22 protein-coding genes are annotated in these 22,725 nt (G+C 57.1%); 8 read left to right on the top strand and 14 right to left on the bottom strand.

The features are described 5' to 3' along the window. Window positions 1–75: 75 nt before the first annotated feature. The 4 genes from WA429_RS10475 to WA429_RS10460 form a co-directional block, all read right to left on the bottom strand. Entirely contained in the window at window positions 76–801 is a 726-nt protein-coding gene (locus WA429_RS10475; RefSeq protein ID WP_287465996.1) for a copper resistance protein B, read from the bottom strand. A gap of 6 nt (window positions 802–807) precedes the next feature. Beyond that, window positions 808–2,631: a copper resistance system multicopper oxidase gene (locus tag WA429_RS10470; RefSeq protein WP_287465994.1), complete on the bottom strand. Its 1,824-nt coding sequence runs from the start codon at window positions 2,629–2,631 to the stop codon at window positions 808–810. A gap of 83 nt (window positions 2,632–2,714) precedes the next feature. Further along, on the bottom strand, window positions 2,715–3,281 hold the full coding sequence (locus WA429_RS10465) for a cupredoxin domain-containing protein (protein WP_287465992.1): 567 nt from the start codon (window positions 3,279–3,281) through the stop codon (window positions 2,715–2,717). Window positions 3,282–3,421: 140 nt separating this feature from the next. Next, window positions 3,422–3,784 carry a hypothetical protein gene (locus WA429_RS10460; RefSeq protein ID WP_287465990.1) on the bottom strand — a complete coding sequence of 121 codons (363 nt, stop codon included), beginning with the start codon at window positions 3,782–3,784 and terminating at the stop codon, window positions 3,422–3,424. Between the two features lie 169 nt (window positions 3,785–3,953). Here WA429_RS10460 and WA429_RS10455 point away from each other — a divergent pair, with 169 nt between their 5' ends. Beyond that, complete coding sequence (locus WA429_RS10455; RefSeq protein WP_287466147.1) at window positions 3,954–4,376, top strand: secondary thiamine-phosphate synthase enzyme YjbQ; 423 nt, start codon at window positions 3,954–3,956, stop codon at window positions 4,374–4,376. A gap of 6 nt (window positions 4,377–4,382) precedes the next feature. On the opposite strand, the gene WA429_RS10450 is transcribed toward WA429_RS10455, so the two are convergent. From WA429_RS10450 to WA429_RS10440, 3 genes are all read right to left on the bottom strand, one after another. After that, window positions 4,383–5,003: a TetR/AcrR family transcriptional regulator gene (locus WA429_RS10450; RefSeq protein ID WP_101245973.1), complete on the bottom strand. Its 621-nt coding sequence runs from the start codon at window positions 5,001–5,003 to the stop codon at window positions 4,383–4,385. A 96-nt stretch (window positions 5,004–5,099) separates the two neighbouring features. Continuing rightward, window positions 5,100–6,827 (bottom strand): phosphoethanolamine transferase, encoded by a 1,728-nt coding sequence (locus WA429_RS10445; protein WP_287465988.1) that lies wholly within the window; start codon window positions 6,825–6,827, stop codon window positions 5,100–5,102. 157 nt (window positions 6,828–6,984) lie between these two features. Beyond that, the gene (locus WA429_RS10440) at window positions 6,985–7,884 is read right to left on the bottom strand and encodes a DMT family transporter (RefSeq protein WP_101245971.1); all 900 of its coding nucleotides are present in this window, start codon (window positions 7,882–7,884) and stop codon (window positions 6,985–6,987) included. Window positions 7,885–8,174: 290 nt separating this feature from the next. On the opposite strand from WA429_RS10440, the gene WA429_RS10435 reads away from it, so the two are divergent. After that, the gene (locus tag WA429_RS10435; RefSeq protein ID WP_068518275.1) at window positions 8,175–8,639 is read left to right on the top strand and encodes a RidA family protein; all 465 of its coding nucleotides are present in this window, start codon (window positions 8,175–8,177) and stop codon (window positions 8,637–8,639) included. 163 nt (window positions 8,640–8,802) lie between these two features. Further along, complete coding sequence (locus tag WA429_RS10430) at window positions 8,803–9,714, top strand: NAD-dependent epimerase/dehydratase family protein (RefSeq protein ID WP_287465987.1); 912 nt, start codon at window positions 8,803–8,805, stop codon at window positions 9,712–9,714. Here WA429_RS10430 and WA429_RS10425 read toward each other — a convergent pair. Continuing rightward, complete coding sequence (locus WA429_RS10425) at window positions 9,711–10,037, bottom strand: DMT family transporter (RefSeq protein WP_287465985.1); 327 nt, start codon at window positions 10,035–10,037, stop codon at window positions 9,711–9,713. The two genes, WA429_RS10430 and WA429_RS10425, sit on opposite strands and share 4 nt — an antisense overlap. 453 nt (window positions 10,038–10,490) lie before the next feature. Here WA429_RS10425 and WA429_RS10420 point away from each other — a divergent pair, with 453 nt between their 5' ends. Next, window positions 10,491–11,681: an FAD-dependent oxidoreductase gene (locus WA429_RS10420; protein ID WP_101245968.1), complete on the top strand. Its 1,191-nt coding sequence runs from the start codon at window positions 10,491–10,493 to the stop codon at window positions 11,679–11,681. Between the two features lie 87 nt (window positions 11,682–11,768). On the opposite strand, the gene WA429_RS10415 is transcribed toward WA429_RS10420, so the two are convergent. Together WA429_RS10415 and WA429_RS10410 are read right to left on the bottom strand one after the other, a co-directional pair. Further along, the gene (locus tag WA429_RS10415; RefSeq protein ID WP_287465983.1) at window positions 11,769–13,160 is read right to left on the bottom strand and encodes an ATP-binding protein; all 1,392 of its coding nucleotides are present in this window, start codon (window positions 13,158–13,160) and stop codon (window positions 11,769–11,771) included. Window positions 13,161–13,172: 12 nt separating this feature from the next. Beyond that, window positions 13,173–13,841, bottom strand: a complete 669-nt coding sequence (locus tag WA429_RS10410) for a response regulator transcription factor (protein WP_443082678.1) — start codon at window positions 13,839–13,841, stop codon at window positions 13,173–13,175. Between the two features lie 245 nt (window positions 13,842–14,086). Here WA429_RS10410 and WA429_RS10405 point away from each other — a divergent pair, with 245 nt between their 5' ends. Together WA429_RS10405 and WA429_RS10400 are read left to right on the top strand one after the other, a co-directional pair. Continuing rightward, complete coding sequence (locus WA429_RS10405) at window positions 14,087–14,398, top strand: PepSY domain-containing protein (RefSeq protein ID WP_068518068.1); 312 nt, start codon at window positions 14,087–14,089, stop codon at window positions 14,396–14,398. A gap of 99 nt (window positions 14,399–14,497) precedes the next feature. Further along, window positions 14,498–15,031 (top strand): cytochrome b/b6 domain-containing protein, encoded by a 534-nt coding sequence (locus WA429_RS10400; RefSeq protein WP_114112573.1) that lies wholly within the window; start codon window positions 14,498–14,500, stop codon window positions 15,029–15,031. Between the two features lie 112 nt (window positions 15,032–15,143). Here the strand turns inward: WA429_RS10400 and WA429_RS10395 are convergent, their stop codons facing one another. Continuing rightward, complete coding sequence (locus WA429_RS10395) at window positions 15,144–15,695, bottom strand: sugar O-acetyltransferase (protein WP_287465981.1); 552 nt, start codon at window positions 15,693–15,695, stop codon at window positions 15,144–15,146. Window positions 15,696–15,855: 160 nt separating this feature from the next. After that, window positions 15,856–17,001, bottom strand: a complete 1,146-nt coding sequence (locus tag WA429_RS10390) for a patatin-like phospholipase family protein (protein ID WP_287465979.1) — start codon at window positions 16,999–17,001, stop codon at window positions 15,856–15,858. Window positions 17,002–17,191: 190 nt separating this feature from the next. On the opposite strand from WA429_RS10390, the gene WA429_RS10385 reads away from it, so the two are divergent. Next, window positions 17,192–18,739: a hypothetical protein gene (locus WA429_RS10385; protein ID WP_287465977.1), complete on the top strand. Its 1,548-nt coding sequence runs from the start codon at window positions 17,192–17,194 to the stop codon at window positions 18,737–18,739. 8 nt (window positions 18,740–18,747) lie between these two features. On the opposite strand, the gene WA429_RS10380 is transcribed toward WA429_RS10385, so the two are convergent. Next, the gene (locus WA429_RS10380) at window positions 18,748–19,755 is read right to left on the bottom strand and encodes an alpha/beta hydrolase family protein (protein WP_287465975.1); all 1,008 of its coding nucleotides are present in this window, start codon (window positions 19,753–19,755) and stop codon (window positions 18,748–18,750) included. A gap of 226 nt (window positions 19,756–19,981) precedes the next feature. Here WA429_RS10380 and WA429_RS10375 point away from each other — a divergent pair, with 226 nt between their 5' ends. Further along, the gene (locus tag WA429_RS10375) at window positions 19,982–20,569 is read left to right on the top strand and encodes a TetR/AcrR family transcriptional regulator (RefSeq protein ID WP_287465974.1); all 588 of its coding nucleotides are present in this window, start codon (window positions 19,982–19,984) and stop codon (window positions 20,567–20,569) included. Window positions 20,570–21,010: 441 nt separating this feature from the next. Here WA429_RS10375 and WA429_RS10370 read toward each other — a convergent pair whose 3' ends face one another. Beyond that, the gene (locus WA429_RS10370) at window positions 21,011–22,168 is read right to left on the bottom strand and encodes a LysR family transcriptional regulator (RefSeq protein WP_287465972.1); all 1,158 of its coding nucleotides are present in this window, start codon (window positions 22,166–22,168) and stop codon (window positions 21,011–21,013) included. Between the last annotated feature and the right edge of the window lie 557 nt (window positions 22,169–22,725).

Genomic DNA, 22,725 nt, shown 5'->3' with positions numbered 1-22,725 from the left:
CCCATCTGATCTGCCGGGTCTTGCTGATCCTCACATATAAAAAGGGCCGGAAGGAAGTCCTCCCGGCCCTTGTTTCTAGAACATCAACCGAAGCCCCGTGACGATATAGGTCGCCTCGAAATCCTCGCCGTCTTCCTTGGCAAAGTCGGCGGTATCGCCAAATTTGCGTTCATAGGACACCCCGATATAGGGCGCGACACTGCGATCAATCAGATCGTAGCTTAACCGCAATCCGATCTCTGCACTTGATATCCCAGTGCCGACTTCGATTTCCCGATCCTCGGAAAAGGCGGCATTCAGCTCAATCGACGGGGTCAGGATCACGCGATTGGTAATTAGCCCCTCATATTCAAGATCAAGCCGCGCGCTGCCATCCCCGGTTTCGCTGACAAAAAGATCGGCATCAACTTCGATCCATTGCGGCGCAAGCCCCATGATCCCGATCGTCCCGTACCAGCGATCAGTGCCCGTTGGGGTATCGAGCCTGACCCCCGCCTTGGCATCGAAAAAGTCACTGATCGGGGTTTGCAGCACCAACCGGTTTTCAAGCCCTTCATTGATATCGGCATCAAGGTCGCGTTCGCCCTCGCCCTGCCAGCGCAGTTTGAGCTCGTCCGTTCCCCAAAAGGCATCCGCATCCCAGACCAGCCGTTTTTCATTCTCGTCACCAAGACGATATTCAAACTGTTCGGCCTGGAACCCGTAATAGGTCCGCCCTTCTGCGGCCTGTCCGGTGCCCGAAACGGCGGCCATCACCATGGCGACAAAGCCGCCCTTCATCATCAGATCATATCGTTTCATGATGGATCAATTCCCGTTCTTCAGTGTCGCAACCGCCGGACCGCCTTCAACCACGACCTTGCGGAACATGCCCGTCGCCATGTGATAGCTCAGATGGCAATGAAACGCCCATTGGCCGGGCTCATCGACCTCGGTCTCGGAATAGACCGTGGTGCCGGGATTGATATTGATGGTGTGCTTGACCGGGTTCCATTTGCCCTGCCCGGTATCAAGGATCGACCACATGCCATGCAGATGCATCGGGTGCGACATCATGGTTTCATTGACAAACTTGAACCGCACCCGTTCGCCGTATTTCAGGCGGATCGGCTCGGCATCCTCGTATTTCACGCCATTGATCGACCAGCTATAGCGTTCCATATTCCCGGTCAGGCGCAGCTCGATCTCGCGCGTGGCCGGACGGTCGGCATAAAGCGGCTTTTGCGCCTTGAGATCGGCATAAGACAGGAACTTGCCGCCATTTGCCGCCTTGGGCGTCAATCCGCTACCCGCCGCATAAAACGGATCGGCGCGATTGCCCATCGCCATCGCCGAATGCTCCATCCCCGCCATATTTGAATGGTCCATGCCCGCCATTTTAGAATGGTCCATGGCAGTCATATTCGAATGGTCCATGCCGGTCATGCCGGAATGATCCATGCCTGGCATCGACCCGGCCGATCCATGATCCATTGCCGCATTACCCGATGGTGCTGTGCTAGGATCCATTCCGGCCATATCGCCTTTGCCCGTCTCACTTTGGCCCATATCACCGTGCCCCATCTCACCATGGTTCATGCCCATATCGGCCATGGTCAGAAGCGGTGCTTCCTTGCGCAATTCGGGCATTTCGGCACGCATGCCCTCATGCGGGGCCAATGTGCCAAATCCGTATCCCGAACGCCCCATTGATTCCGCCATGATCGCATAGGCCTTGTCGTCCTTGGGCTGGACAATCACGTCATAGGTTTCGGCAACCGCAATGCGGAATTCATCAACCTTTACCGGCTGCACATTATTGCCATCGGCCTGCACCACCGTCATTTCAAGTCCGGGGATCCGCACATCGAAATAGGTCATGGCCGATGCATTGATGAACCGCAACCGCACCCGTTCTTCGGGATGAAACACCCCCGTCCAGTTCTGGTCGGGCGACATGCCGTTGATCAGGCCGACAAAGCCCTGCACATCCTCGATATCGGTCGGCATCATGCGCATCGCGCCCCAGTCGGCACGCTCCGAAAGTGTCGCGCCCAGGCCGTTCTTGCGCACATCCATGATGAAATCGCCAAGGCTGCGCTGATTGCGGTTGTAATAATCAGGCATCATTTTCAGATTGCGCAGGATGCGTTCGCCCGAATGCGGGTGCTTGTCTTTCAGAACCACCACATATTCGCGGTCAAATTTGAACGGTTCGCGCTTTTGCGGCTCGATAATGATCGACCCATAGGCCCCGTCGGGTTCCTGAAAACCCGAATGGCTGTGAAACCAGTAGGTGCCGCTTTGTGAAACCGGAATGCGATAGGTAAAAGTTTCGCCCGGTTCGATGCCGGGGAAACTGATGCCCGGCACCCCGTCCATCTGATAGGGCAGGATCAACCCGTGCCAGTGGATCGACGTTGCTTCTTCGAGATTGTTGGTGACATTGATCACCACGTCTTCGCCTTCCTTGAACCGCAAGGTCGGCCCGGGCGATGACCCGTTATATCCGATGCCGCGCGTTTTCATGGTTCCGGTATCGATCTCGACATAGTCGACCGTCAGATCATAGGTCGCGGCAAAACTGGGCGCAGACAGCATAACCGTCCCCAGCGCACCCAACAGGGCGCGTAAGACAATTCGTTGTTTCATTTCAAATTACCTGAAAAGGCCGGACAGACGCCCGGGATGGCAGACAAGCCGATCCCGAACGCCCCCGGTCACATCAATGATGATTACTGAAGACGGATTTTGCCCATCATGCCGCTTTCATAGTGGCCCGGCACATTGCACGCGAATTCAAGTTCGGTGTCCTTGGGGAATGTCCAGATCACTTCGGCACTTTGGCCCGGCTCAAGCAGGACACTGTTGGGATCGTCATGCTTCATCGTCATGCCGTTGCCCATGTCCATTTCCATCATCGCCATGTTGATTTTGTCGGCTTCAAGCGCGCCATGCTCCATCATCATGAACATTTCCTTCTGATGGTCTGCATGCATTGCTGCGGTGCCGATATTGAATTCGTGAACGAATTCGCCCTTGTTCTCGATCATGAAGCGTACGGTTTCGCCCGCACGCACAATGATCTTTTCCTGATCAAAGAAATTGTCTTCCATCACGATCCGGATGGTCCGGCGAACATCGGACAACTGGCCGGGCGCACCAATATCGGTCGATGCCCCGCCATGACCACCGCTATGGCCTGCACCGGCAAAGGCCGGGGCCTGCATACCGGCAAGCGTGCTCAAAAGAACGGTCGATGCCGCGATGTGACGGATAAGGGATTTCTTGAAACTGGGCATATCATGCTCCTGAAAATAATCGTCAGAATGATTGCCATCGCCGCATGAAGACATGCGCAAACCTTGCTGCTTTGCCCGACACTGGTCAAACAGACACGGGCCAAACAAACGACGGCGTTTTCTTTAAAACGGGATTATTTTCAGGCGCGCGGCGGCTTGTAGCTGCCATCCGCCTCGGCGGGAACAAGGGTACGGTCCTGCACCCAATAGGTCACAGACGTCACCACCGGCATGAACAATGCCGTGCTGACATGTTCCTCGGCATAGGGACCGCACACCGTCATGCCACAAATATCGGCATGGGATGAATGCGGATCATGGGACACCGGTTTGGTGACATCGATCGTCACAACATGGTGCCCGTCACCGGACGAACCGGAACCTGCCTGCACGGTGCCATGCCCAGACAGCAGAACTGTCAGGCTGATCAGGATCACAAGCATGCAGGAAATGAAACGCAACGGATTTTCCAGTCGAAAGTTAACGCCCAGATCGTTATTCACACCGGCCGTTTGCGTCAAGTGGCAATATTGTGGCACGGATAACATGCTGAAAACGCGATAGTTTCACTGCACCCGCCAACAAACATGACAGCCCCCTTGTCAGCAACAGATCGCACTTCTACCATCACCGCCAGGCCAATTTCCCGTCAATGACAGGCAAGATGAAATGATGCTGCGTCAGGATCAATGCACCCTTGAAATCAAAACCAGTACCCAGGGACTGACTGAAATCACCGATCAGGTGCAATCATGGGTCGCCTCGACCGGCATTGCACGTGGGCAGTTGACGGTCTTTGTCCGCCACACATCGGCCAGCCTGACCATTCAGGAAAATGCCGATCCCGATGTGCGTCTTGATCTGGAAACATTCTTTGGCCGGCTGGTTCAGGAAAATCCAAGCCTTTATCGCCATACCTGCGAAGGCCCCGATGACATGCCCGCCCACATCAAATCGGCCCTGACCGACGTGTCCCTTACCATCCCGGTTGCCGATGGCTTTGCCCTGCTTGGCACCTGGCAGGGCATCTATCTGTTCGAACATCGCCACGCCCCGCATCGACGCCAGGTCATCCTGCATCTGATCGGGGAATAGGTCCAGTTACGCCGCACATTCGGGTTTGCGTGCCCAAAGTCCGATTGTCTGGACCTCGATCAGTTCGCGCAGCGTCGCACACATATCTTCGCAGTCGAAATTCTGCGTGCTCATATGTTCGTGGATCGTAAACAGAAACAGCGCCATCAGGCTTTTGCGGATCAGGGTCGGTGACAGATCCGGGTTCAATTCCCCCGAAAGTTGCGCTTCTTCGATCAGGTCGGTAATCGCCTTGATCAGGCCGCTGCGCTGCATCATGTCATGCACCGCCCCCTTGCGCGGCGCAAAGGTCAGCTGGCGCATGATCACGTTCCAAAGTGTCGGATGAAGGCCGATCTGGGTAAAGCGGTATGACGCCACATGCATCAGCTTATCCACAAAGCACCATTCCGGGTCCATCGTATAAAGACCCTTTTCAATGGCTTCGGCCAGCTGCGTGGTCACACAGCTGATGATCAGTTCTTCCTTGGTCGAAAAGTGATGAAAAATCGTCCCTTCGGCGACCCCGGCCCGCTTGGCGATTTCGCGCGTCGATGCCTCCTCGAAATCACCGCTTTCAAGGATGCCCCGCGCCGCCTCAAGTATCTTCTGACGGGTTTCTTCACGTCTGGTTGCCCGAATGCTCATCGGGGCCCTCCAACTCATCAAGCAAACTCACTGAGTTCACTCAACTAATACGAAGTGCCCCGTCTGTCAATTCCTTGCGGGCCTTGTCCCGGCACCTTACTGCCGTTGCGGACCGGCCGCGGACACTGTCGCAAGGGCCGCTTCAACGGCCCCGTCGCGCCGCCCTGCCATGTCGGCATCGCTGGCGGCACAGCGCGCCAGAATATCCTTGGCCGGCTGATAAAGCCCGGTTTCGACCCCCATGACGCCAAGCACGGTTGAAAACAGATTGTCATGGGAAAACGCGCCATTTTGCGCCTGATCACCAAGGCACTCCTGCCCGACCGCGCGCGCGGTCTGATATCCATCGGACATCCACATCATCATCGGCACATGGGTCTGTTCATCCGGGGCCAGCATATAGGGCGCGCCATGCAGATAAAGCCCGCCCTCGCCAAGCGATTCCCCGTGATCGGACACATAAAGCAACACGGTGTTATAGCGATCCTCATAGGATTTAAGCTTCGCCACCAGTTCCGCCACCACATAATCGGTATAGCGGATTGTATTGTCATAGGTATTGATCAGCTCGCTGGCGCTGCAATTTTCAATATCGCTGCGCGGGCAGTCCGGCGCAAAGGCACGATGGGCCTCGGGATAACGTTTGTAATAGGTCGGCCCGTGGCTTCCCATCAGGTGAAAGGCAATAAGCTGATCGACCGGCTTATCTGCCACCTGCTGATCAAGGTTGCGCAACATCACCTCGTCATAACAGGTGCCAAGAACGCATTCTTCGGGAAACGCATCGGCTGAAATCTCGATGCTCGGAATGCGGTCACAGACCCCCTTGCAACCTTCATCATTATCCTTCCACAGAACTTTGACCCCGGCACGCTGCAACACATCCATCAGGCTTTCGCTGTGGCGCGCGATTTCACCGTCATAATTGGCATGATCCATCGGTGAAAACATGCAGGGAACCGAAACCGCGGTCGCCGTGCCACAGGACTGCACATTCTGAAAGGCCAGAAGCCCGTCAATCTGACTGGTAAAGGGCGATGTCGGGCGATCATACCCGTTGGCCGCCACACTTTGAGCCCGCGCTGTTTCCCCGATCACCAGAAACATCAATGTCGGCTTGGTCTTTCCCGGTGCGGCGACAAGACGCGCATCCTCGCCGATCTTGCGAAACGGCATATCGGCATAAAGATAGCGCCGCTTGACCAGCTGGATCGTCCCGGTGATGAAATTTGACGGGATGATCTCCTTGCCCAGCACCTTGTTATTGCGCCCGACCGATGCGTAATCCTTGAAATAAAGGCCGCCAATCCCGCCCAGCAACACCAGCGGCACAAGCATCATGACAATGCGCTGCCCGACCCCGCGCAACACTGTTGATGGATAGCGCAACGGCACGATCAAAAGAACACATATCGGCACGATACCGGTTGCCACAAACCACAACAGGGCCGGCACACTGAAATAGGATGCCGCTTCAAGCTGGTTGGTTTCGATCACGTTTTCCATCATGCCGCGATCAAACACGATGCCGTATTTCATCATCCCGTAATGGGCAAGCGCACTTGTTGCGATCAGCACCACGAAAAACGGCTTGAACAGATAGCGCCACGAAAACGGCGTAAACACCACAAGCGATGCCAAAATCAGCACAAACGGCGCACTGATCGCAAATCCGCGGTCATAGGCGCCAAGCGCGCCCAGAATGTCATAGAAATGACCAAGCACCCTGGCATTGAGAACCAGCGTGAAAAAGACCGCCAGCACAACAAGAACAATACGATAATCAATCGGTGGAATTTTCGGCACGAACCGGGAACGGGGCATAAAGGCCTACCTGCTATCTGGGCACATCCACCCCGCAGCAGAAAGCGCACCTCAACAGATGCCCTGCGGGGCGATTGGTCCTTGACCAACCCCGCAACATTTAAAGCCCCAACCTGACAGCAACCTGAAAGATGTGCGCTGGCAATAACCGCCCCGGTCAGGCCGATGCACCAACCCGCATCCGGCGCACTTCACGAATGCCAAGATAGCTGTGAAACACCAGTGTCACGATCACCACCGATCCGCAAATCAGTGTCGTGTTGCTTGGTACTTCACCGATAAACAGCCACACCAGAAACGATCCGAAAATCGCCTCGTTCAACATGATCAGCCCAACCTCGGCCGCCGGAATTTTGCGCGCCCCTGCCGAAATGAACAGAAACGATACCGGCAACACCCAAAAGCCCAGCATCGCCAGCCACAGCCAGTCCATGCCGGTCACAGTGAACGGCTCCGCTGTCGGCAGCAAAATCACCGCCCCCAGAACAGCGCCCAGCAACATTGCCTTGATTTCATTGATTTCGGGCTTGGCCCCGATCACGTTGAAGAACCCGGCCATACAGGTCGCCGTTCCCAGCGCCAGAAGATCGCCAAGCGCATTCTTGCCGCCAAACCCGGCCCCGACAATCATGCCCAGTGCCGCCAGCACGACAAAGGATGCCACCCAGGTCCGCATCGGTTGTCCGCGCTTGAAGATGAAGACCCCCATCACCCCGGCAATCAGCGGGGTTGCGGCAATGATCACCAGCGTATTGGCCGCATCGGTATTGCGTACCGACAAAATGAAAAAGATCGTCGTCCCGCAATAAAACAAGGCTGCCGGGATCTCGGCCCTGCCCGGTGTGACCGATTGCAAAACACCTTCGCCGCGCCGCTGCCCTTTCCACAAGGCCAGCATCAGGGTCGCAACACTCAACAATGCCAGACGCCAGAACGACGCCGTCATGTCATCGACTTCAATCAGCCGGATCAACAGCGCATCCGGGCAAATCACCAGTACCCCGATCAGGGCAAGCCACCCGCCATGCAAATTTCCGATCTGGTCGCGCAATGCCATGAAGTCCCCTTTGGCGAACTGGTTTCATTCCAAACATGTGCCCGGCATCTGCCACCGGCACCGGTTGTTGTGCATACAGTTTTGCGGTGCTTTGCCGCCCGGCACAATTTGATTTTTCTCAACTATCGGTGAAATGCGGCACCGCAGCAATGCCCAATCCCCGCCATCGTCATAAATCCCCGATGACCGACGAACCAAAAGAAACTGTTTTGTTCGGCGGTCAGGATCGGTAAGTTTGCCTCAAACGAGGGTTCCGACCCTGTGCCACCACAGTCTGAAGGATGGAAATCATGGCTGGTAAAATCGACGCACGTCTTGCCGAACTTGGCATCACCCTGCCCAATGCCACCGCACCGGTTGCGAATTATGTGCCCTATGTTGTCTCGAACAATCTGGTTCACATTTCCGGTCAGATCACCATGGAAAATGGCGAACTGAAATTTGTCGGCAAACTCGGCAAGGATTATCAGGTCGAAGACGGCCAAAAGGCCGCCCGCCTGTGCGCGCTCAACCTGATTGCCCAGCTCAAGGCTGCGATCGGCGACCTTGATAAGGTCACCCGCGTTGTCAAACTCAATGCCTTTGTCAATTCCGCCCCGGAATTCACCGATCAGCCCAAAGTCGTCAATGGCGCGTCTGACACCATGGTCGAAATATTTGGCGATGTCGGCAAACATGCCCGCTCCGCTGTGGGCGTGGCATCGCTTCCGCTTGGCGTTGCGGTTGAAATTGACGGCATTTTCGAAGTCGCCTGATCAAATCGCCGATCACAATTCCAAAGCCGGGCAAATGCCCGGCTTTTTTGTTTGCCCGGATTTTGATTACCCCGATAAAACCGCTTGACCTCAATCGTGGTTGAGGTCGGAAAACACCCCCTGTGGCCATCGCCAAATCTGTTCTCACAGGAAGGAATTTCAGATGCGTGTTTTCATTACCGGCGGAACCGGACTGATCGGCTCGGCACTTGTTGACACCCTGATTTCCCGTCAATATCGGGTCTTTGCGCTGGCCCGATCTGAAACCGCCTGCACCAGATTGCGCGCGGTCGGGGCTGTTCCGATCCATGGTGATTTGACCGATCCCGCCCGCTGGTGTGCGACCCTGCCGCCCGTTGATGCGGTCATTCATGCGGCCTGCGATTTTTCCGATGCCATGACCGATATCGACCGCACCCTGCTTGATCACCTGATCCCGGCGATGCACGCCATGCCCGGACCTGTGCGCTTCCTCTATACCGGTGGCAGCTGGTTGTTTGCGCAAACGCCGCCCGGACAGTCAATCGATGAAGGCAGCCCCTTTGATCCGCTGCCCGAATTTCAATGGATGTGCTCCGGCATTGATCGCGTGCTGGGCGATGAACGATTGCACGGCATCGTCATTCACCCGGGCTGTGTCTATGCCACCGGGCGGCACGGGCATTACGGGCTTCTTGGCCGTGATCTGAATACCGCACGTACCAAGGGCCGCGTCACCCTGATTGGCGATGGCGATGTGACCCTGCCGATGGTTCATGCCGATGATCTGGCCGAACTTTATTGTCTGGCCCTTGGCAACGCCACCCCCGGTTCAAGCTATTTCGGGGTTGCGATCAATGATCTGACCAACCGTGCGCTGGCCGGTCTGATCGCCCGCCATGTCGGCACGCCCGATTGCCAGATTGATGCGATCACGGTGCAAACCGCAATGACCCGACTGGGCTGCTGGGCGGCGGGACTTGCCCGCCATCAAACCATGACCGCGACAAGGGCCGTCACCGACCTTGGCTGGAATCCGGCTCATTGCGACATCGAAAATGATCTGCCCCGGATCGGCATGCAGTTTCGGGATTAGCTTTCCGAACTGATCGCCTTTAATCCGACCACACCGCCAATGATCATCAACAGGAAAACACCCTTAAGGGCGGTCATCGGCTCCTTGAAAAACACCAGGCCAATGACCGCGACGGCCGCCGTACCAAGCCCCGACCACACCGCATAGGCCGTGCTGATCGGCAAAACCTTCAAGGTCAGCGCCAGCACCCAGAAGCTCAGCCCGTACATCACAAGTGTCAGGACCGAAAATTTCAGGTCGGTAAATCCGTTGGAAAATTTAAGCGACACGGTCCCGATCACTTCAAGACCGATCGCGCCCATCAAATAGACCCAGGCGAGCATGGCAAATATCCTGCACATAAAGGTGGTGGCAACAAACGCCCGCCCAAAATGCCCGATCCGCCCTTCCGGCGCAATCCCGCCCGCCACATGCCTGCTGTGACATGCCCCCGGAACGGCCTGAACCATACCGAGCCACCGCAATTCCTGTCACCCTACCCTTGCAAGCACCACATCACGGCACCAAAACACCACGGCAACACAGCACCACCAGCTCGCCCCCTGCTCCGACGCCCCAAACACCTCCCGTCCCCGATACGATGCCTCTTGCACCTTTCTGCTGCCTGCTGCTTGCATGATCAATCGGATGGCGGGTGCAATGCGTATAGCAAGACGATCTGTATCAAGACATTTGGCAAAACAATTGCGTATAGTCCGCCAAACGGGCACATTGCCCGACATCAAATGTATGGCTTTGGCCGTTGCATTTTGCCGTGAAGACAGGAAAGACCGATCATGATCGAAACCGATATTCTGATTGCTGGTGGCGGGATCGCCGGAATGAGTGCAGCCGCACGGTTTGCGGCCGACGGACATCAGATCGTGATTGTCGATCCGGCCCCCGCCGACATTGGCGAAGGCACGGATTTGCGGACCACCGCCTTTCTTGAGCCGGGCATCGAAACCCTTAAAAAGGCCGGTGTCTGGGATGCGATCAAACCGACCGGGGCGGAGCTTCGCGTCATGCGGATCGTCGATGCCGGCGGTTCCGAATGGCAACCGCGCGAAACCGCCGATTTTGACGGGGCCGAAACCAAACAGGGATTTTTTGGCTGGAACGTTTCAAACAAGGCGGCCCGCGTTGCCCTGATGGCCCGTCTGGCCGAACTTGAAAATGTCGATTTCCGGTTTTCGACCACGGTAACCGGCTTCAAAAGCACGGCGCGTTTTGGCGAAGTCACACTGTCCGATGGTGAAACCGTCCGGGCGAAAGTCGTGATCGCCGCCGATGGCCGCAATTCCAGCTTGCGCGACATGGCCGGGATCAAACACAAACGCTGGGCCTATGATCAAAGCGCGCTGGTCTTTGTCGTCACCCATGACAAGCCGCATGACAATATCTCGACCGAAATCCACCGCACCGGCGGGCCGCTGACACTGGTGCCGATGCCCGATCTTGATGGCAAACCGTGCTCGTCCGTGGTCTGGATGACGCCTGCGGCCCGTGCCGATGAGCTTAATGCCATGAGTGACGATGCACTGTCCGCCGAAATCACCCATGACACCATGAACCTGTTTGGTCCGCTAAGCGTGGCATCCCCGCGGGCGGTCTGGCCAATGATCGCACAGATCCCCACCCGTCTGATTGCCGCCCGTCTTGCCCTGATCGCCGAGGCCGCCCACGTCGTGCCGCCGATTGGCGCACAAGGGCTGAATATGAGCCTGCATGACATCGAAACCCTGGCCGAACTGATGGCAAAGGCCAAGCTGCACGGCAAGGATATCGGCGAAACCCCGCTTCTGAAATCCTATGAACGCCGCCAGTTGCCCAAAACCGTGATGCGGGTCGGCGGTATCGATATCCTGAACCGCGCATCGATGCTTGAACCCAAACCGTTGCGCGACCTGCGTCTGGCTGGCCTGTCGGCAATCAACCGCATCAGCCCGCTTCGCAAACTGGCCATCAAGGTCGGGGTCGGCAAATAGCCCGCACCATCTTCGCGCTTTGCGCGCTTTTCGCGGATATCACGATACCAATAACGCAAAGGCCACCTTCGGGCGGCCTTTTTGCGTTCAGCTTTGATGCAGGATCAATTCCGCCATGAAACCGTCCGTCTTGCCCGGACGCGGCGAATAAAGCTTCAGCTCGGACCGTGTATTGCGGACAATCGCATCAACGATGGCAAGTCCAAGCCCCGCCCCGTCCCCGCTGTTATGGGATCGTTTGAACCGGGTTTTAAGATCATCAAGATTGCCTGCGGCGATCGCCGGTCCGCCATTGGCCACCCGGATGATGTGACGATCTGTGACCGTAATCTCGACCGGCTGGTCCTTTGCCCCGTGCCTGAGCGCATTTTCAATCAGATTGCGCAAACAGATGGCAAAGGCATCATGGTCGATATTGGCCTCAAGCGTTGCCACCGCGTCGCTGTCATAGACGATATCACCACCATCGATTCCCGCACGCATCAGATCATCAATCACCAGCAAAAGCGTCGATCCAAGCTTCTGATCATGCCCGGTCGGGCTAAAGCCGCCGCCCGCTTCGGCCCGCGCCAGCTGCAAAAGCTTTTCGGCCAGCCGCGACAACCGTTTAAGCGATGCCTCGGTCTGAAGGGCGCGCTTGCGGCTTTCATGCCCTTCGGGCAGTTCAAGCACAAGCCGCTGGGTCTGTGCCAGGGCTGCGGCAATCGGGGTACGCAATTCATGGGCGCTGTTGGCGGTAAAGCTGCGCTCGACATTCAGCGCTGCCTCAAGCTTGCCCATCAGGCTGTTGACCGCCGATACGATGGTGGTGATTTCTTCGGGGGCTTCTTCCTGTTCAATCGGCGTCAGGTTGCCTTCGCCGCGCGCCTCGATCTCGTCGCGCACCCGCTGTACCGGCCTAAGCCCCTGACGCACGCCAAGGATGATCCCGATAATCACCGCCGGGATCAGAAGCGCAATCGGCAAAAACTGTGCCGCCACACTTTCAAGAATTGCCTCGTGGCGATGCTCAAGCGGCTCTGCCACCTGCATGTAAAGCTGCCCGTCGCCACTGCGGGCGGTATAAATCCGGAAATCGTCATCCTGATAAAACCCGACCGCTACCGGGGCGGCAAACGGTGCGGCCATGGCATTATGCGACCGTAACAGCACATCCCCGTTAGCCGCCCGCAACTGATAAAGCAGGTAATCGGCGACATTTTCCTCGTCCCCGTCATTATCGGTGCTTGCCACTTGATCGGCGGGGGTCGGCATCACCACCATGGATGATCCGTCCCAATGGGCATCGAAATAAAACCGCATAAGGGTCGAACCCCGCCGGGCGGTTTCAACAAGCCCGGTATCGGCGGCCTCTTCAAGTTCGTGATACATGCTATAGGCCGCAAGAACCGACCCCGCGATCCAGCACAGCGCGACAATGATCGTCAGCCGCTTGGTCAGGATGAATTGCAGGCTGTTTTGCTGCTTGATTTTCATCATGCCGGCCCCGCCCTATACCCGATAACCCACACCGCGCACGGTCTTGATCACATCGCGCCCAAGCTTGCGGCGCACCCGGCTGACATAGACTTCAACCGTATTGCTTTCAATTTCCGCCCCGAATTCATAAAGCGCTTCTTCAAGCTGGCGTTTTGACAATGTCTGACCGGGGCGACGCACCATCTGGTCAAGCAACGCCCATTCGCGCGATGTCAGATCGGTCTGCACCCCGTCCACCAGAACCGTCCGCCCGGCAAGGTCAACCTCGACCCCGCTATCAAGGGTGACAAACGGATTGGGATTGCCGCTATAACGCCGCGCAACCGCGGCCAGACGGGCCGATAATTCATTCAGATCAAACGGCTTGACCAGATAATCATCCGCCCCGGCATTCAGCCCGGCAATCCGGTCGGAAATCTGATCCTGGGCGGTCAGGATGATACAGGGAATGGCCGATCCGCGCCGCCTGAGCCCGCGCAAAAGATCAAGCCCGCTGCCATCTGGCAAATTAAGATCAAGCAACAGCACATCATAATTGGTGGTGCGCATCATGATCTCGGCATCGGTGACATTTTCGCTGTGATCCACCGCCTCGCCACTGGCCAGCAAATGATCGCGCACTGCCTCGCCCAGCATGATCTCGTCTTCGACCAGAAGAATTCGCAACGATTTTCCATCCACGATATCTGCACCAGACCGTTATTGAACCAAACCGTCTGGCTATGCCCCTGTCCTGACAGCAACCTGAACAACGCACATGGCGCCTTCAGTTGGCTGTCAGGAAACACCGTCATTCTTGTTCCTGTTCGGCGCATCGTTGACACGGCACATCCCGGAAATGTCCGTCACATCGCCTGCGTCCGCCGGAATTCCTGCATCGTTCCCTCTGCCGGATCCGCGTCCCACAGTTATGAAGGATTATGCCCATGAAAAGAACTGTTTTCCCAACTGCCCTTTTTGCCGTTGCCATCACGGCCCTTCTGGCCGGGGCGGTCGCGTCGCTTTCCTCGACTGCGGCCTTTGCCGACGAGGATTACTGCAAGGTTCCGAAATCGGAATGGAAAACCACCGATGAACTCAAGGCCAAGCTGACCGGCGAAGGCTGGGACGTGCGCAAGATCAAGGAAGACGAAGGCTGCTTTGAAGTTTACGCCATCGACAGCGACGGCAAGAAAATCGAAGCCTATTTCGATCCGGCATCTTTCGTGATCGTCAAACAGGATGGCGAAGACGACTGATCCCCAAAGTCAGTTGTTGCCATATCCGGGTGTTTCTGGCGGCGCCAATAGTCCCCCGCGTCGCCGGAAACGCTTTCTGTCTGTCTGAAAGGAACCATCATGTCGATCAAGGTCTGGGATCCGTTCATCCGCCTGTTTCACTGGGGATTGGCAACAAGCTTCCTGATCGCCTGGATCACGGCCGATGAATGGCACGCCCTTCATCACTGGGCCGGTTATGCTGCCGGGTGCCTGATTGCGCTGCGTCTGGTCTGGGGATTGGTCGGTACGCACTATGCCCGCTTTGCCCAGTTCATCAAGGGCCCGGCAACCACACTTGGCTATCTTGGCGATATCGCGCGCGGTCGTGAACACCGCTATATCGGCCATAATCCGGCCGGGGCAGCCATGATCATCGCCCTGCTGCTTGCCATGGGCGGTTGTGCCTTTACCGGCTGGCTTTACACCACCGATGCCTTCTGGGGCTCTGATGCCCTCGAACATATTCACGAATTTCTGGCCAACGGCCTGCTTGCGCTTGTGCTGTTGCATATTGGCGGTGTGCTGCTGGCAAGTCTGCGCCATCACGAAAACCTGATCCGCGCCATGATTACCGGGCGCAAACGCCGCCCGATGTCTGACGATATCGCCTGAATTCGAACTTTCCCTCATACTGCAAACTTGCGGCGGCCGGTCCTCAACCCCTTCTGGCTGCCGCATTTTTTTTTGGGGGGGATTTTTGGGAAAAGTCAAAATGATCCGAAGATCACCCGATGGCCCGTGCCGGATTACCGACAACCGTGGCTCCCGGCGCAACGTCGCGGGTCACCACCGACCCGGCCCCGACAATCGCATCATTGCCGATGGTAATACCCGGCAGAATGATCGCGCCGCCACCGATCCACACATTTTCCCCGATCGTCACCGGCTTTCCGACTTCAAGATGTTCCTTGCGCAATTGCGGATCACGATGATGGTCCGCACAGTAAATCTGCACATTGGGGCCCAGCATCGAATGATCGCCGATATGGACCGGTGCGGTATCAAGGATCACGCAACCGACATTCAAAAACACATCACGCCCAAGATGGATATTGATGCCATAGGCACAATGAAACCGCGCTTCGATCCGCACATCATCGGCACAGGCGGCAAACAGGGCGCGCAAGGACGGCCCGATATTGCCGCGCTCTGCCGGGGACAGCACGCTATGCTCGTGGCTGGCTTCAAGCGCACGGCGGCGCAGGGCCGAAAGCTCCGGATCAAGGCAGCTATACCATTCCCCTGCCTGCATTTTCTCAAATTCGGTTTTGGACATTTCCGGTCGCACTTTGTTGGTTCTATCGGGCGGTTTGTCTTTGGACTGCCGTCTCATGACGGCCTTCTCTGGCCTGTCAATCTCCGGGCGCCATGTATCTGGTGCAGACGAACAAGCCTACGCCCCGCACGCGCAATGTGCAATCGCCCAACGGAGGGGCTCAGGACGTATAATCGGGCGCAAACAGATCAAGATCAAGCGACGGCCTGACACCGATATCACGGCGATGGCGGCTCAGAAACGCACTTGCCGCCTCCCGCCCGAGATCGCGCAACATGGTCATGAAGCTCCATTCCGCATTGAGTTTCGAGGAATGATCAAGATCGAGCATATCTTCACTGGCGATACAATGCATGCGCATCGCCCCCCATTTGGCGGCTTCGCACATATGTTCGGGCGCATCCTTGCGCAGGATCGAAATCATCCGCAGCTCTTTCATCAGGCTGCTGTTAAATGAAACCTCATTAAGCCGGTTGGCAATTTCACGTGACGTTTTGGGCACACCTGGTCGCCTGACCGGATTGATCTGCACCAGAACCGTATCATCGGACCCGCATTCCAGCACCAGCGGACCAAGGCTCGGATTGCCGGTATAACCGCCATCCCAATAGGGCACGCCATCAATCTCGACCGCCTTGTAAATCGTTGGCAAACAGGCCGATGCCAGCAACACATCAACCGTGATATCGGGATTGCGAAATACCCGCCCCTGCCCGGTTTCAACATTGGTGGCGGTGATAAAAAGCTTGGCCGGGCTACTGTTCAACGCCTTGAAATCCACAACCTCTGTCAGGATCGCGGCCAGCGGATTATCCCCCGCCGGATTAAGGTCATAGGGCGAAAACATCTTGGCACTCATATCCAGCCACATATAGGCCAGCGAGTTTTCAAGCGACCAGTTACCAAACAGAATATCAATCGGGCTGCGTTGCAGCGGGCTGAACCGCGCGGCTTCGGACACCGCCCGCCAAAAAGTCTCAAGATCGGCCCGTGCGCCTTCATACCCGCCCCTGGCAACCCCCGACGTCACCACAGCGGCATTCATCGCCCCGGCCGAGGTCCCCGAAATCGCCTCGATGCTCAGTTCCTCATCCTCAAGCAACCGGTCGAGAACACCCCATGTAAACGCCCCGTGCGACCCGCCCCCCTGAAGGGCAAGACTGATATTCTTGCGCGGCTTTTTGCCCGCACTGGCACCCTGAGCAGCCCCGGCATCCATGCGCGCATCACCCCCGGCATCAGCTCCGCCATCAGCCCCCTTTTCGGTTTCCGTATCCGTCCCCGCATCCGCGCCCTTCGCTCTCATACCGCCTCCTGCCTGACATCACACAACCCGCAATCATGATATGTCGCAGCCGGCACAAATTGCCAGTTTCTCTCCTGCAACGAACGACCATAACAATCCTAGGTTGATAAATTTACCATCATAAGTTACTAATATAATATTGCAACAGACGGCAAAGGGGGCTCTCCTGGGTCGACAGCACTTCAAATATATGCTTCCGGCCTTCCTGGGCCTCGCGACCATCACTGGTTGCACCGAGCTAAAATCAGGTCTGGTAAGCAACGACGGAAAAGAAGCACTGCAAGGGGGCGTTCTTTATAGCCTCCCCATGGCGCAATATAAGCTTGAAACAAGCTTTCGCTTAACAAGCTGCCCGGACCTCTCCATTGCCAATATTCCCGTTGAAGCAGGAAGAATATTGCTCGCCCCGGATTTCGAAATCAAACAAACTGCCGAAGAAAAGGTCATTCCCGACCCGGACAAGCTCTATATCCTGAACTATGAAGACATGTCAGGTCCGACCAAAACCTCGACTTTGAAAGTGGATTTGCACGAAAACGGCACACTCAAAAACATCAATGCAGGCGTCACGGATCGCACCACCGAGGTAGCAAAGTCTGCGATCAAAACCGGCTTCAAAATCGTCCAGTTGGCCTCTGGTCTTCCGACCTTCACGACATTGGGCAAAGCCACGCAACCCTTCGCGAATGGCGTTATTTGTACCGATTACGCCCATCAACTTGTCCTCAAGCGGAATGACACCGCCGAAAAACAGGAAACAGAAACAGGAACATTGCTTGGAGCGACACAGGCACTCGAGCAGGCACGGGCGGACGTAAAGGCATCGGACAAACCAAGTGATCAAGCAATCGCAGCGCTTGAGGCCGCCCTTAAACAAAGCCGTGATGCAGAAAAGGCACTGGCCGGGACTCAAAAACTGCTGGCAAGAATAGACGCTGCCTTGACGATCAAGGTTTCTGACACGTGGCCGAAACAAGGAACCGAGACGTCAACCCGAACCCGCATGCCTGCGCCACCGATTGCCAAGCTTTTAATGGATGGTTCATTCACGCTGGCAAACGACGATTTGAAGGCACAAGTGATCACAACATCCCTTGCTGAACTGCCTGAGCAGCTTGCTGTCCTCACCGAAATATCAAAGGCAACAAGCACCGGCGCAACGACGGGAAATTGCAGTGACAGTAATCGGGAATGCAGCTCTGACAGACAGGGCGTCTATTATCGTGTCCCGGCGAAGGCCTATCTGCGTTCTTGCATGACAAGTTCCGCTTTGAGTTCAACCTGTCTGGGCATCCCCGAAGGCAGCCTGCTTTTGAACGAGTTTCTCGATGTTCCGCAACTTGGTGTTCTTGCTGTCTTGCCTCTGAAAAATGGCGTTGGGCAGGATAATGTTCTGGCCGCGACATTCTCAGACAAGGGCATGCTGGAAACATTCAGCTATGAAGAAAAAAGCGCATCCCTTGAGAAAATCGCCGGTGTTCTTGATGACGCTGTCGATAATGCCTTGGCCTTCAAGGAACTTCGTCGAACTGCCGAACTTGAAGACCTGAAACTTGAAAAACAGGAGGTCGAAGCACGCAACGCATTGCAGGCCGCGATCGCCGAAGGCCAACCCGACCCGACAAGCGAAAGCACCGCACAAATCAACAGCGAGACAGAACTGCTAAATGCCCTGCTCGAGCGCATCAAGGCCCAAAAGGCCCTTGAGGAAGCTCAGGCTGCCCAAGCGGCTCAATGATCCTGCGATCAGGCGACGGCTCCTGATTGGGTTGGTTCCGTTGCGGCTTGCTTCGCCTCAACATACGCCAACTCGCCTGCATGTTGCGCAAGCCCCGCGCACGCGGTTGCCCATGCCGGGTCACCACCATAAAGCGCGGATCGCAGATAGGCCCATGTCATGCGCTGGGTGATGGCAAGGCGGTCCGGGTCTTCGTCGTCGGTTTCCTTGGCATCATATCCGGCAATGCCGCCCAGCCCGTGTTTGCCACCAATCAGTGTCAGCAAGAACTCCCCGCCCGGCGCATGATGAAACGGATCGGTGTGCCAGGCCGCCCCGCGCGTGGTCAGGTTCGGATTGATATCCTGATCGCCCGCCACCACCAATGTCCGCGTCGTCATATGCGAAAAATCGGGATTAAGCGCGGTATAGTTCCGGCGCGCATGATCGCTCAGGCTGTCGCCACCCCGGCCCGGTGCCGCCAGAAGAACCCCGGCCTTGATCCGTGGTTCGATCAGATTGACATCCTGCGCATCCGGGTCGGCACTGTCGCTCAGCCGCGCGCCCAGCAACATGCCCACCGTCTGCCCGCCAAGCGAATGACCGACCGCCGCCACCCGATCATGGTCCAGTCGCCCGTCCAGAATAGGGCTGGCACGTTCGATATCCTCAAGATGATCGAGAATGTTTTTGAAATCCTCGACCCGCGATCGCCAAAAGAACGGCGCGCCGGGCGCATCCGCGCCAAACCCGGCGACTTTGGAATTGCCATGGGTCGGCTGGATCACGACAAAGCCGTGCTCGGCATAGAAATTGGCAAGCGGCCCATAGCCATCCTTGGACGGGATATAAAGCGACGGACCATGCCCGTGCGACAACAGGATAATCGGCAAATCCCGCCCCTGTGCCGGGGCCGTCACCCGCATTTCGATCGGCTTGGGCCGCCCGGGTGCGGCCAGGATCACCGGACATACCGAAATGGTCGAAACAGCCTCATTGACCGGAATGTGGCGGGCCTTATCAATCAGGTTATTCATCGCTGAGATCCTTTTCCGATTGGCGAAACCGGATGTTTCACCTATATATCCCGAAACGGAACATTGATCCGATAAGCTGTGGCCCGTAAGTGGGCCCATAAATGGATCAACGTTCCGCTTATGCGAATGCAAATATGGAACATTGTTCCGTTTATCAAGCGCAAAATTTGACGCGACGATTCCGTCCGCGCGTCAAAACCCGATTTTGCTATTGGAAAACAATGAGATGACCGACGATACTGCCGTCGAAAAAAAAAGCATCCGTGCCGATGCCCTGCGCAACGAGGACGCGCTTCTTGAAGCCGCCAAGGAGATTTTTGCGACCTCGGGGGTGGATGCGCCGGTGCGTGAAATCGCCGCCAGGGCCGGTGTTGGTGTCGGAACGCTTTATCGTCGTTTTCCCAAACGCAGCGACCTTGTGGTTGGTGTTTACAAGCGCGAAGTCGATGCCTGCGTCAAAGCCGCGGCCGACTTTACCGGCCAATATGGTCCGGGTGATGCCCTGACCCACTGGCTGAAACGCTATTGCCAGTTCATCGTCACCAAGAAGGGATTGGCCGCGGCCCTCTATTCCGGCGATCCGGCCTTTGATGCCCTGCCCGCCTATTTCCGCGCCAATTTCGAACCGACCCTGCAATCCCTTCTGCAATCGGCGGCCAAGGCCGGTGAAATCCGTGGTGATATTGACGCCTTTGACTTGCTCCGCGCCATCGGCAACCTCGCCTCCGTCGGCGGCACCGAAGGCGCCGAACACACGCATCGTATGCTCGAACTGATGATTGACGGGCTGCGTTTCGGGGCGACGAAGCACTAGGACCAGCTCGCCAGCCGCACATCGCATTACCCCTTCCCCCAATCCGGGGATATCAGTTCAGGGACAGCCGGCACCTGCAAGATGCTGGCAGCGAAGCAAAGCTGCCTGGAACACCCCGCGCCCAAGATCACCTTTTCTCGGATGCCCCGCGCAGCAATTCATCCATCAAGGGGCCAATTTTTTCTTCTGTTGACGCCCATTTTGACGCGCTGAGCCCGTTACCGCAAACTCATCACTGGCAAGGACCAGCTTATCACCCGGCGCGGACTGGCATGTGCCCAGGCCCGCCCCCATCACACACGCAGCACCAGGCACTTGGCACTTGGCACTCAGGACCCGACACCCGACACCGGGCACTAGGCACTAGGCACTCAGTACTCGACACCGGGCAATCTGCCTCCCGCCCCTTTCGCATCGGTGCTGCCTCCTGTATCCCTTGCCTTAATACCATTCCAGTGCGGCTGGCAGATCAAGGCCTGCGGCCTGTTCGCGGACCTGATGCAGGAACAGGCTGGCAATCGGCGACAGGCTTTTGCTTTTGCGGGTGATGATGCCGATATGGCGCTGACGGACCGGGGCGGACAGCGGCACGAAGACAAGGCCCTTGTCACGCGTCATGTCCGATACCCGGGCGGCCAGTTCCGGCAGCACCGTGATCCCCACCCCCTGGGCCACCATGGCGGCCAGCGTGAGGGTATTGGACGCCTCCACCGTCGGGCGAGGCAGGGTGATCGGCATGGCCGAAGCACCGTCGCCCGCACCTGCGCGTGCTTCGGATTTCGCGGCTTGTCCCGTGCGCTGGTCGGTCAGTTTATTCTGTGCGCGCGCCAGCTTTTCGGCCTGTTTCATCACCCCTTTGGCCGCAGAGATGCCAAGCCTTGCGGCATCTTCGATGGCCGGACTTGTGAAATCCGAACCGCTATATTGCGGCGCCTTTGCCGTGCCCTCCCCCCGGGGCTCGCCGCTGACCCCGGCCATCATCGCCGATGTCCCGGATTCCGGGCCCAGCCCGACAAAGGGCTGATCGGCAAGCTGTGCCCAGGTCACGAACGGGTGTTTGGCAAAGGCATGATCGGCCCGGCACAGCACCCCGAACCGATCTGAAAACAGCGGCCGGAACGCAATATCGGGCAGTGGCTCCCACTCCCCGGCGATGCCGAAATCGGCCTCGTTCGCCGCCACGGCTGCATGGACCTCCCCGGCATTCATTTCATCAAGGCGCAAGCGCGCATCGGGATGATCGACCACAAAGCGCGATATCACGGCCGGCAGAATGCGGGTCAGGACCGACGGGGCCGCCGCAATGGTGATTTTCCCGCCAATCCCCTTGGACAGCGCATCAAGATCGCCAAGGGCTTCCTCGAAATCACCGATCAACCGCTTGGCCACCGGCAAAAACCGCTCCCCCGTATCGGTCAGGGTGACTTGCCGTGTCGTGCGATCAAAAAGCGCTGCCCCCGTCACATCCTCGAACTGGCGAATGGTTGTGGTCAGGCTGGGCGGGGTGACGCCAAGGACGGCTGCCGCCGCCGTAAAGGACCCGTGATCGGCCACCGCCACAAAGGACCGCATATGGCGCATATTCAGCGATGAAAACATCGAAACTTCCCCTTTTTTCAGCCATTTATGACCCGGTAATACCGGCCATCACAGCCCAATCAAATCACCCAATCCATTACATAGTTCCAGCACAGTTCCAACACAGCTTCTGCATTCTTTCCAACGGCTTCAGCACAGCTTGGGAACGGCTTCCGAGCGGCTTCAACATGATCTCAACACGACATCTGCATCCGCACGCCGCCAACACGGCCACTGCACAGTTGCAACCCGAGTGCTGCACGGCTTTTGCACGGTCACTGTACGACTTCCGCCTGGCTATTGCAGCGCTTCTGCACGACTTCTGCCCGGCGATTGCACTACTTCTACCCGGCGATTGCACCGCTTCTGCAAGGCTCCGGAAGACCTTCGGCTCACGCCCTTCCGCCCATGCCCTTCCGCTCATGCCCCGGCACAGAAACCATGCCCCAAATCCCCAATCCGCATGACACCCGGACGACCAAAGGCCGCCCAAACCGGGCTATAGCGCGCTGGGCCGGGCCGGGTCGGGTCGCACCGAAACGGACCAACTCAGAGCCAACCAGCCCAAACCAAACTTG

It is taken from the genome of Thalassospira sp. CH_XMU1420-2, from assembly GCF_037029325.1.
Classification (GTDB): Bacteria; Pseudomonadota; Alphaproteobacteria; order Rhodospirillales; family Thalassospiraceae; genus Thalassospira; species Thalassospira povalilytica.
The sequence above is the reverse complement of the archived record's forward strand: the minus strand, read 5'-3'. Positions and strand labels throughout refer to the sequence as shown.

Bases quoted from the DNA above. Each gene is read 5' to 3' on its own strand.
- WA429_RS10475 (WP_287465996.1), bottom strand. From the start codon at position 801: ATGAAACGATATGATCTGATGATGAAGGGCGGCTTTGTCGCCATGGTG.
- WA429_RS10470 (WP_287465994.1), bottom strand. From the start codon at position 2,631: ATGAAACAACGAATTGTCTTACGCGCCCTGTTGGGTGCGCTGGGGACG.
- WA429_RS10465 (WP_287465992.1), bottom strand. From the start codon at position 3,281: ATGCCCAGTTTCAAGAAATCCCTTATCCGTCACATCGCGGCATCGACC.
- WA429_RS10455 (WP_287466147.1), top strand. From the start codon at position 3,954: ATGCTGCGTCAGGATCAATGCACCCTTGAAATCAAAACCAGTACCCAG.
- WA429_RS10450 (WP_101245973.1), bottom strand. From the start codon at position 5,003: ATGAGCATTCGGGCAACCAGACGTGAAGAAACCCGTCAGAAGATACTT.
- WA429_RS10445 (WP_287465988.1), bottom strand. From the start codon at position 6,827: ATGCCCCGTTCCCGGTTCGTGCCGAAAATTCCACCGATTGATTATCGT.
- WA429_RS10440 (WP_101245971.1), bottom strand. From the start codon at position 7,884: ATGGCATTGCGCGACCAGATCGGAAATTTGCATGGCGGGTGGCTTGCC.
- WA429_RS10435 (WP_068518275.1), top strand. From the start codon at position 8,175: ATGGCTGGTAAAATCGACGCACGTCTTGCCGAACTTGGCATCACCCTG.
- WA429_RS10430 (WP_287465987.1), top strand. From the start codon at position 8,803: ATGCGTGTTTTCATTACCGGCGGAACCGGACTGATCGGCTCGGCACTT.
- WA429_RS10425 (WP_287465985.1), bottom strand. From the start codon at position 10,037: ATGCTCGCCTGGGTCTATTTGATGGGCGCGATCGGTCTTGAAGTGATC.
- WA429_RS10420 (WP_101245968.1), top strand. From the start codon at position 10,491: ATGATCGAAACCGATATTCTGATTGCTGGTGGCGGGATCGCCGGAATG.
- WA429_RS10415 (WP_287465983.1), bottom strand. From the start codon at position 13,160: ATGATGAAAATCAAGCAGCAAAACAGCCTGCAATTCATCCTGACCAAG.
- WA429_RS10405 (WP_068518068.1), top strand. From the start codon at position 14,087: ATGAAAAGAACTGTTTTCCCAACTGCCCTTTTTGCCGTTGCCATCACG.
- WA429_RS10400 (WP_114112573.1), top strand. From the start codon at position 14,498: ATGTCGATCAAGGTCTGGGATCCGTTCATCCGCCTGTTTCACTGGGGA.
- WA429_RS10395 (WP_287465981.1), bottom strand. From the start codon at position 15,695: ATGTCCAAAACCGAATTTGAGAAAATGCAGGCAGGGGAATGGTATAGC.
- WA429_RS10390 (WP_287465979.1), bottom strand. From the start codon at position 17,001: ATGAGAGCGAAGGGCGCGGATGCGGGGACGGATACGGAAACCGAAAAG.
- WA429_RS10385 (WP_287465977.1), top strand. From the start codon at position 17,192: ATGCTTCCGGCCTTCCTGGGCCTCGCGACCATCACTGGTTGCACCGAG.
- WA429_RS10380 (WP_287465975.1), bottom strand. From the start codon at position 19,755: ATGAATAACCTGATTGATAAGGCCCGCCACATTCCGGTCAATGAGGCT.
- WA429_RS10375 (WP_287465974.1), top strand. From the start codon at position 19,982: ATGACCGACGATACTGCCGTCGAAAAAAAAAGCATCCGTGCCGATGCC.
- WA429_RS10370 (WP_287465972.1), bottom strand. From the start codon at position 22,168: ATGTTTTCATCGCTGAATATGCGCCATATGCGGTCCTTTGTGGCGGTG.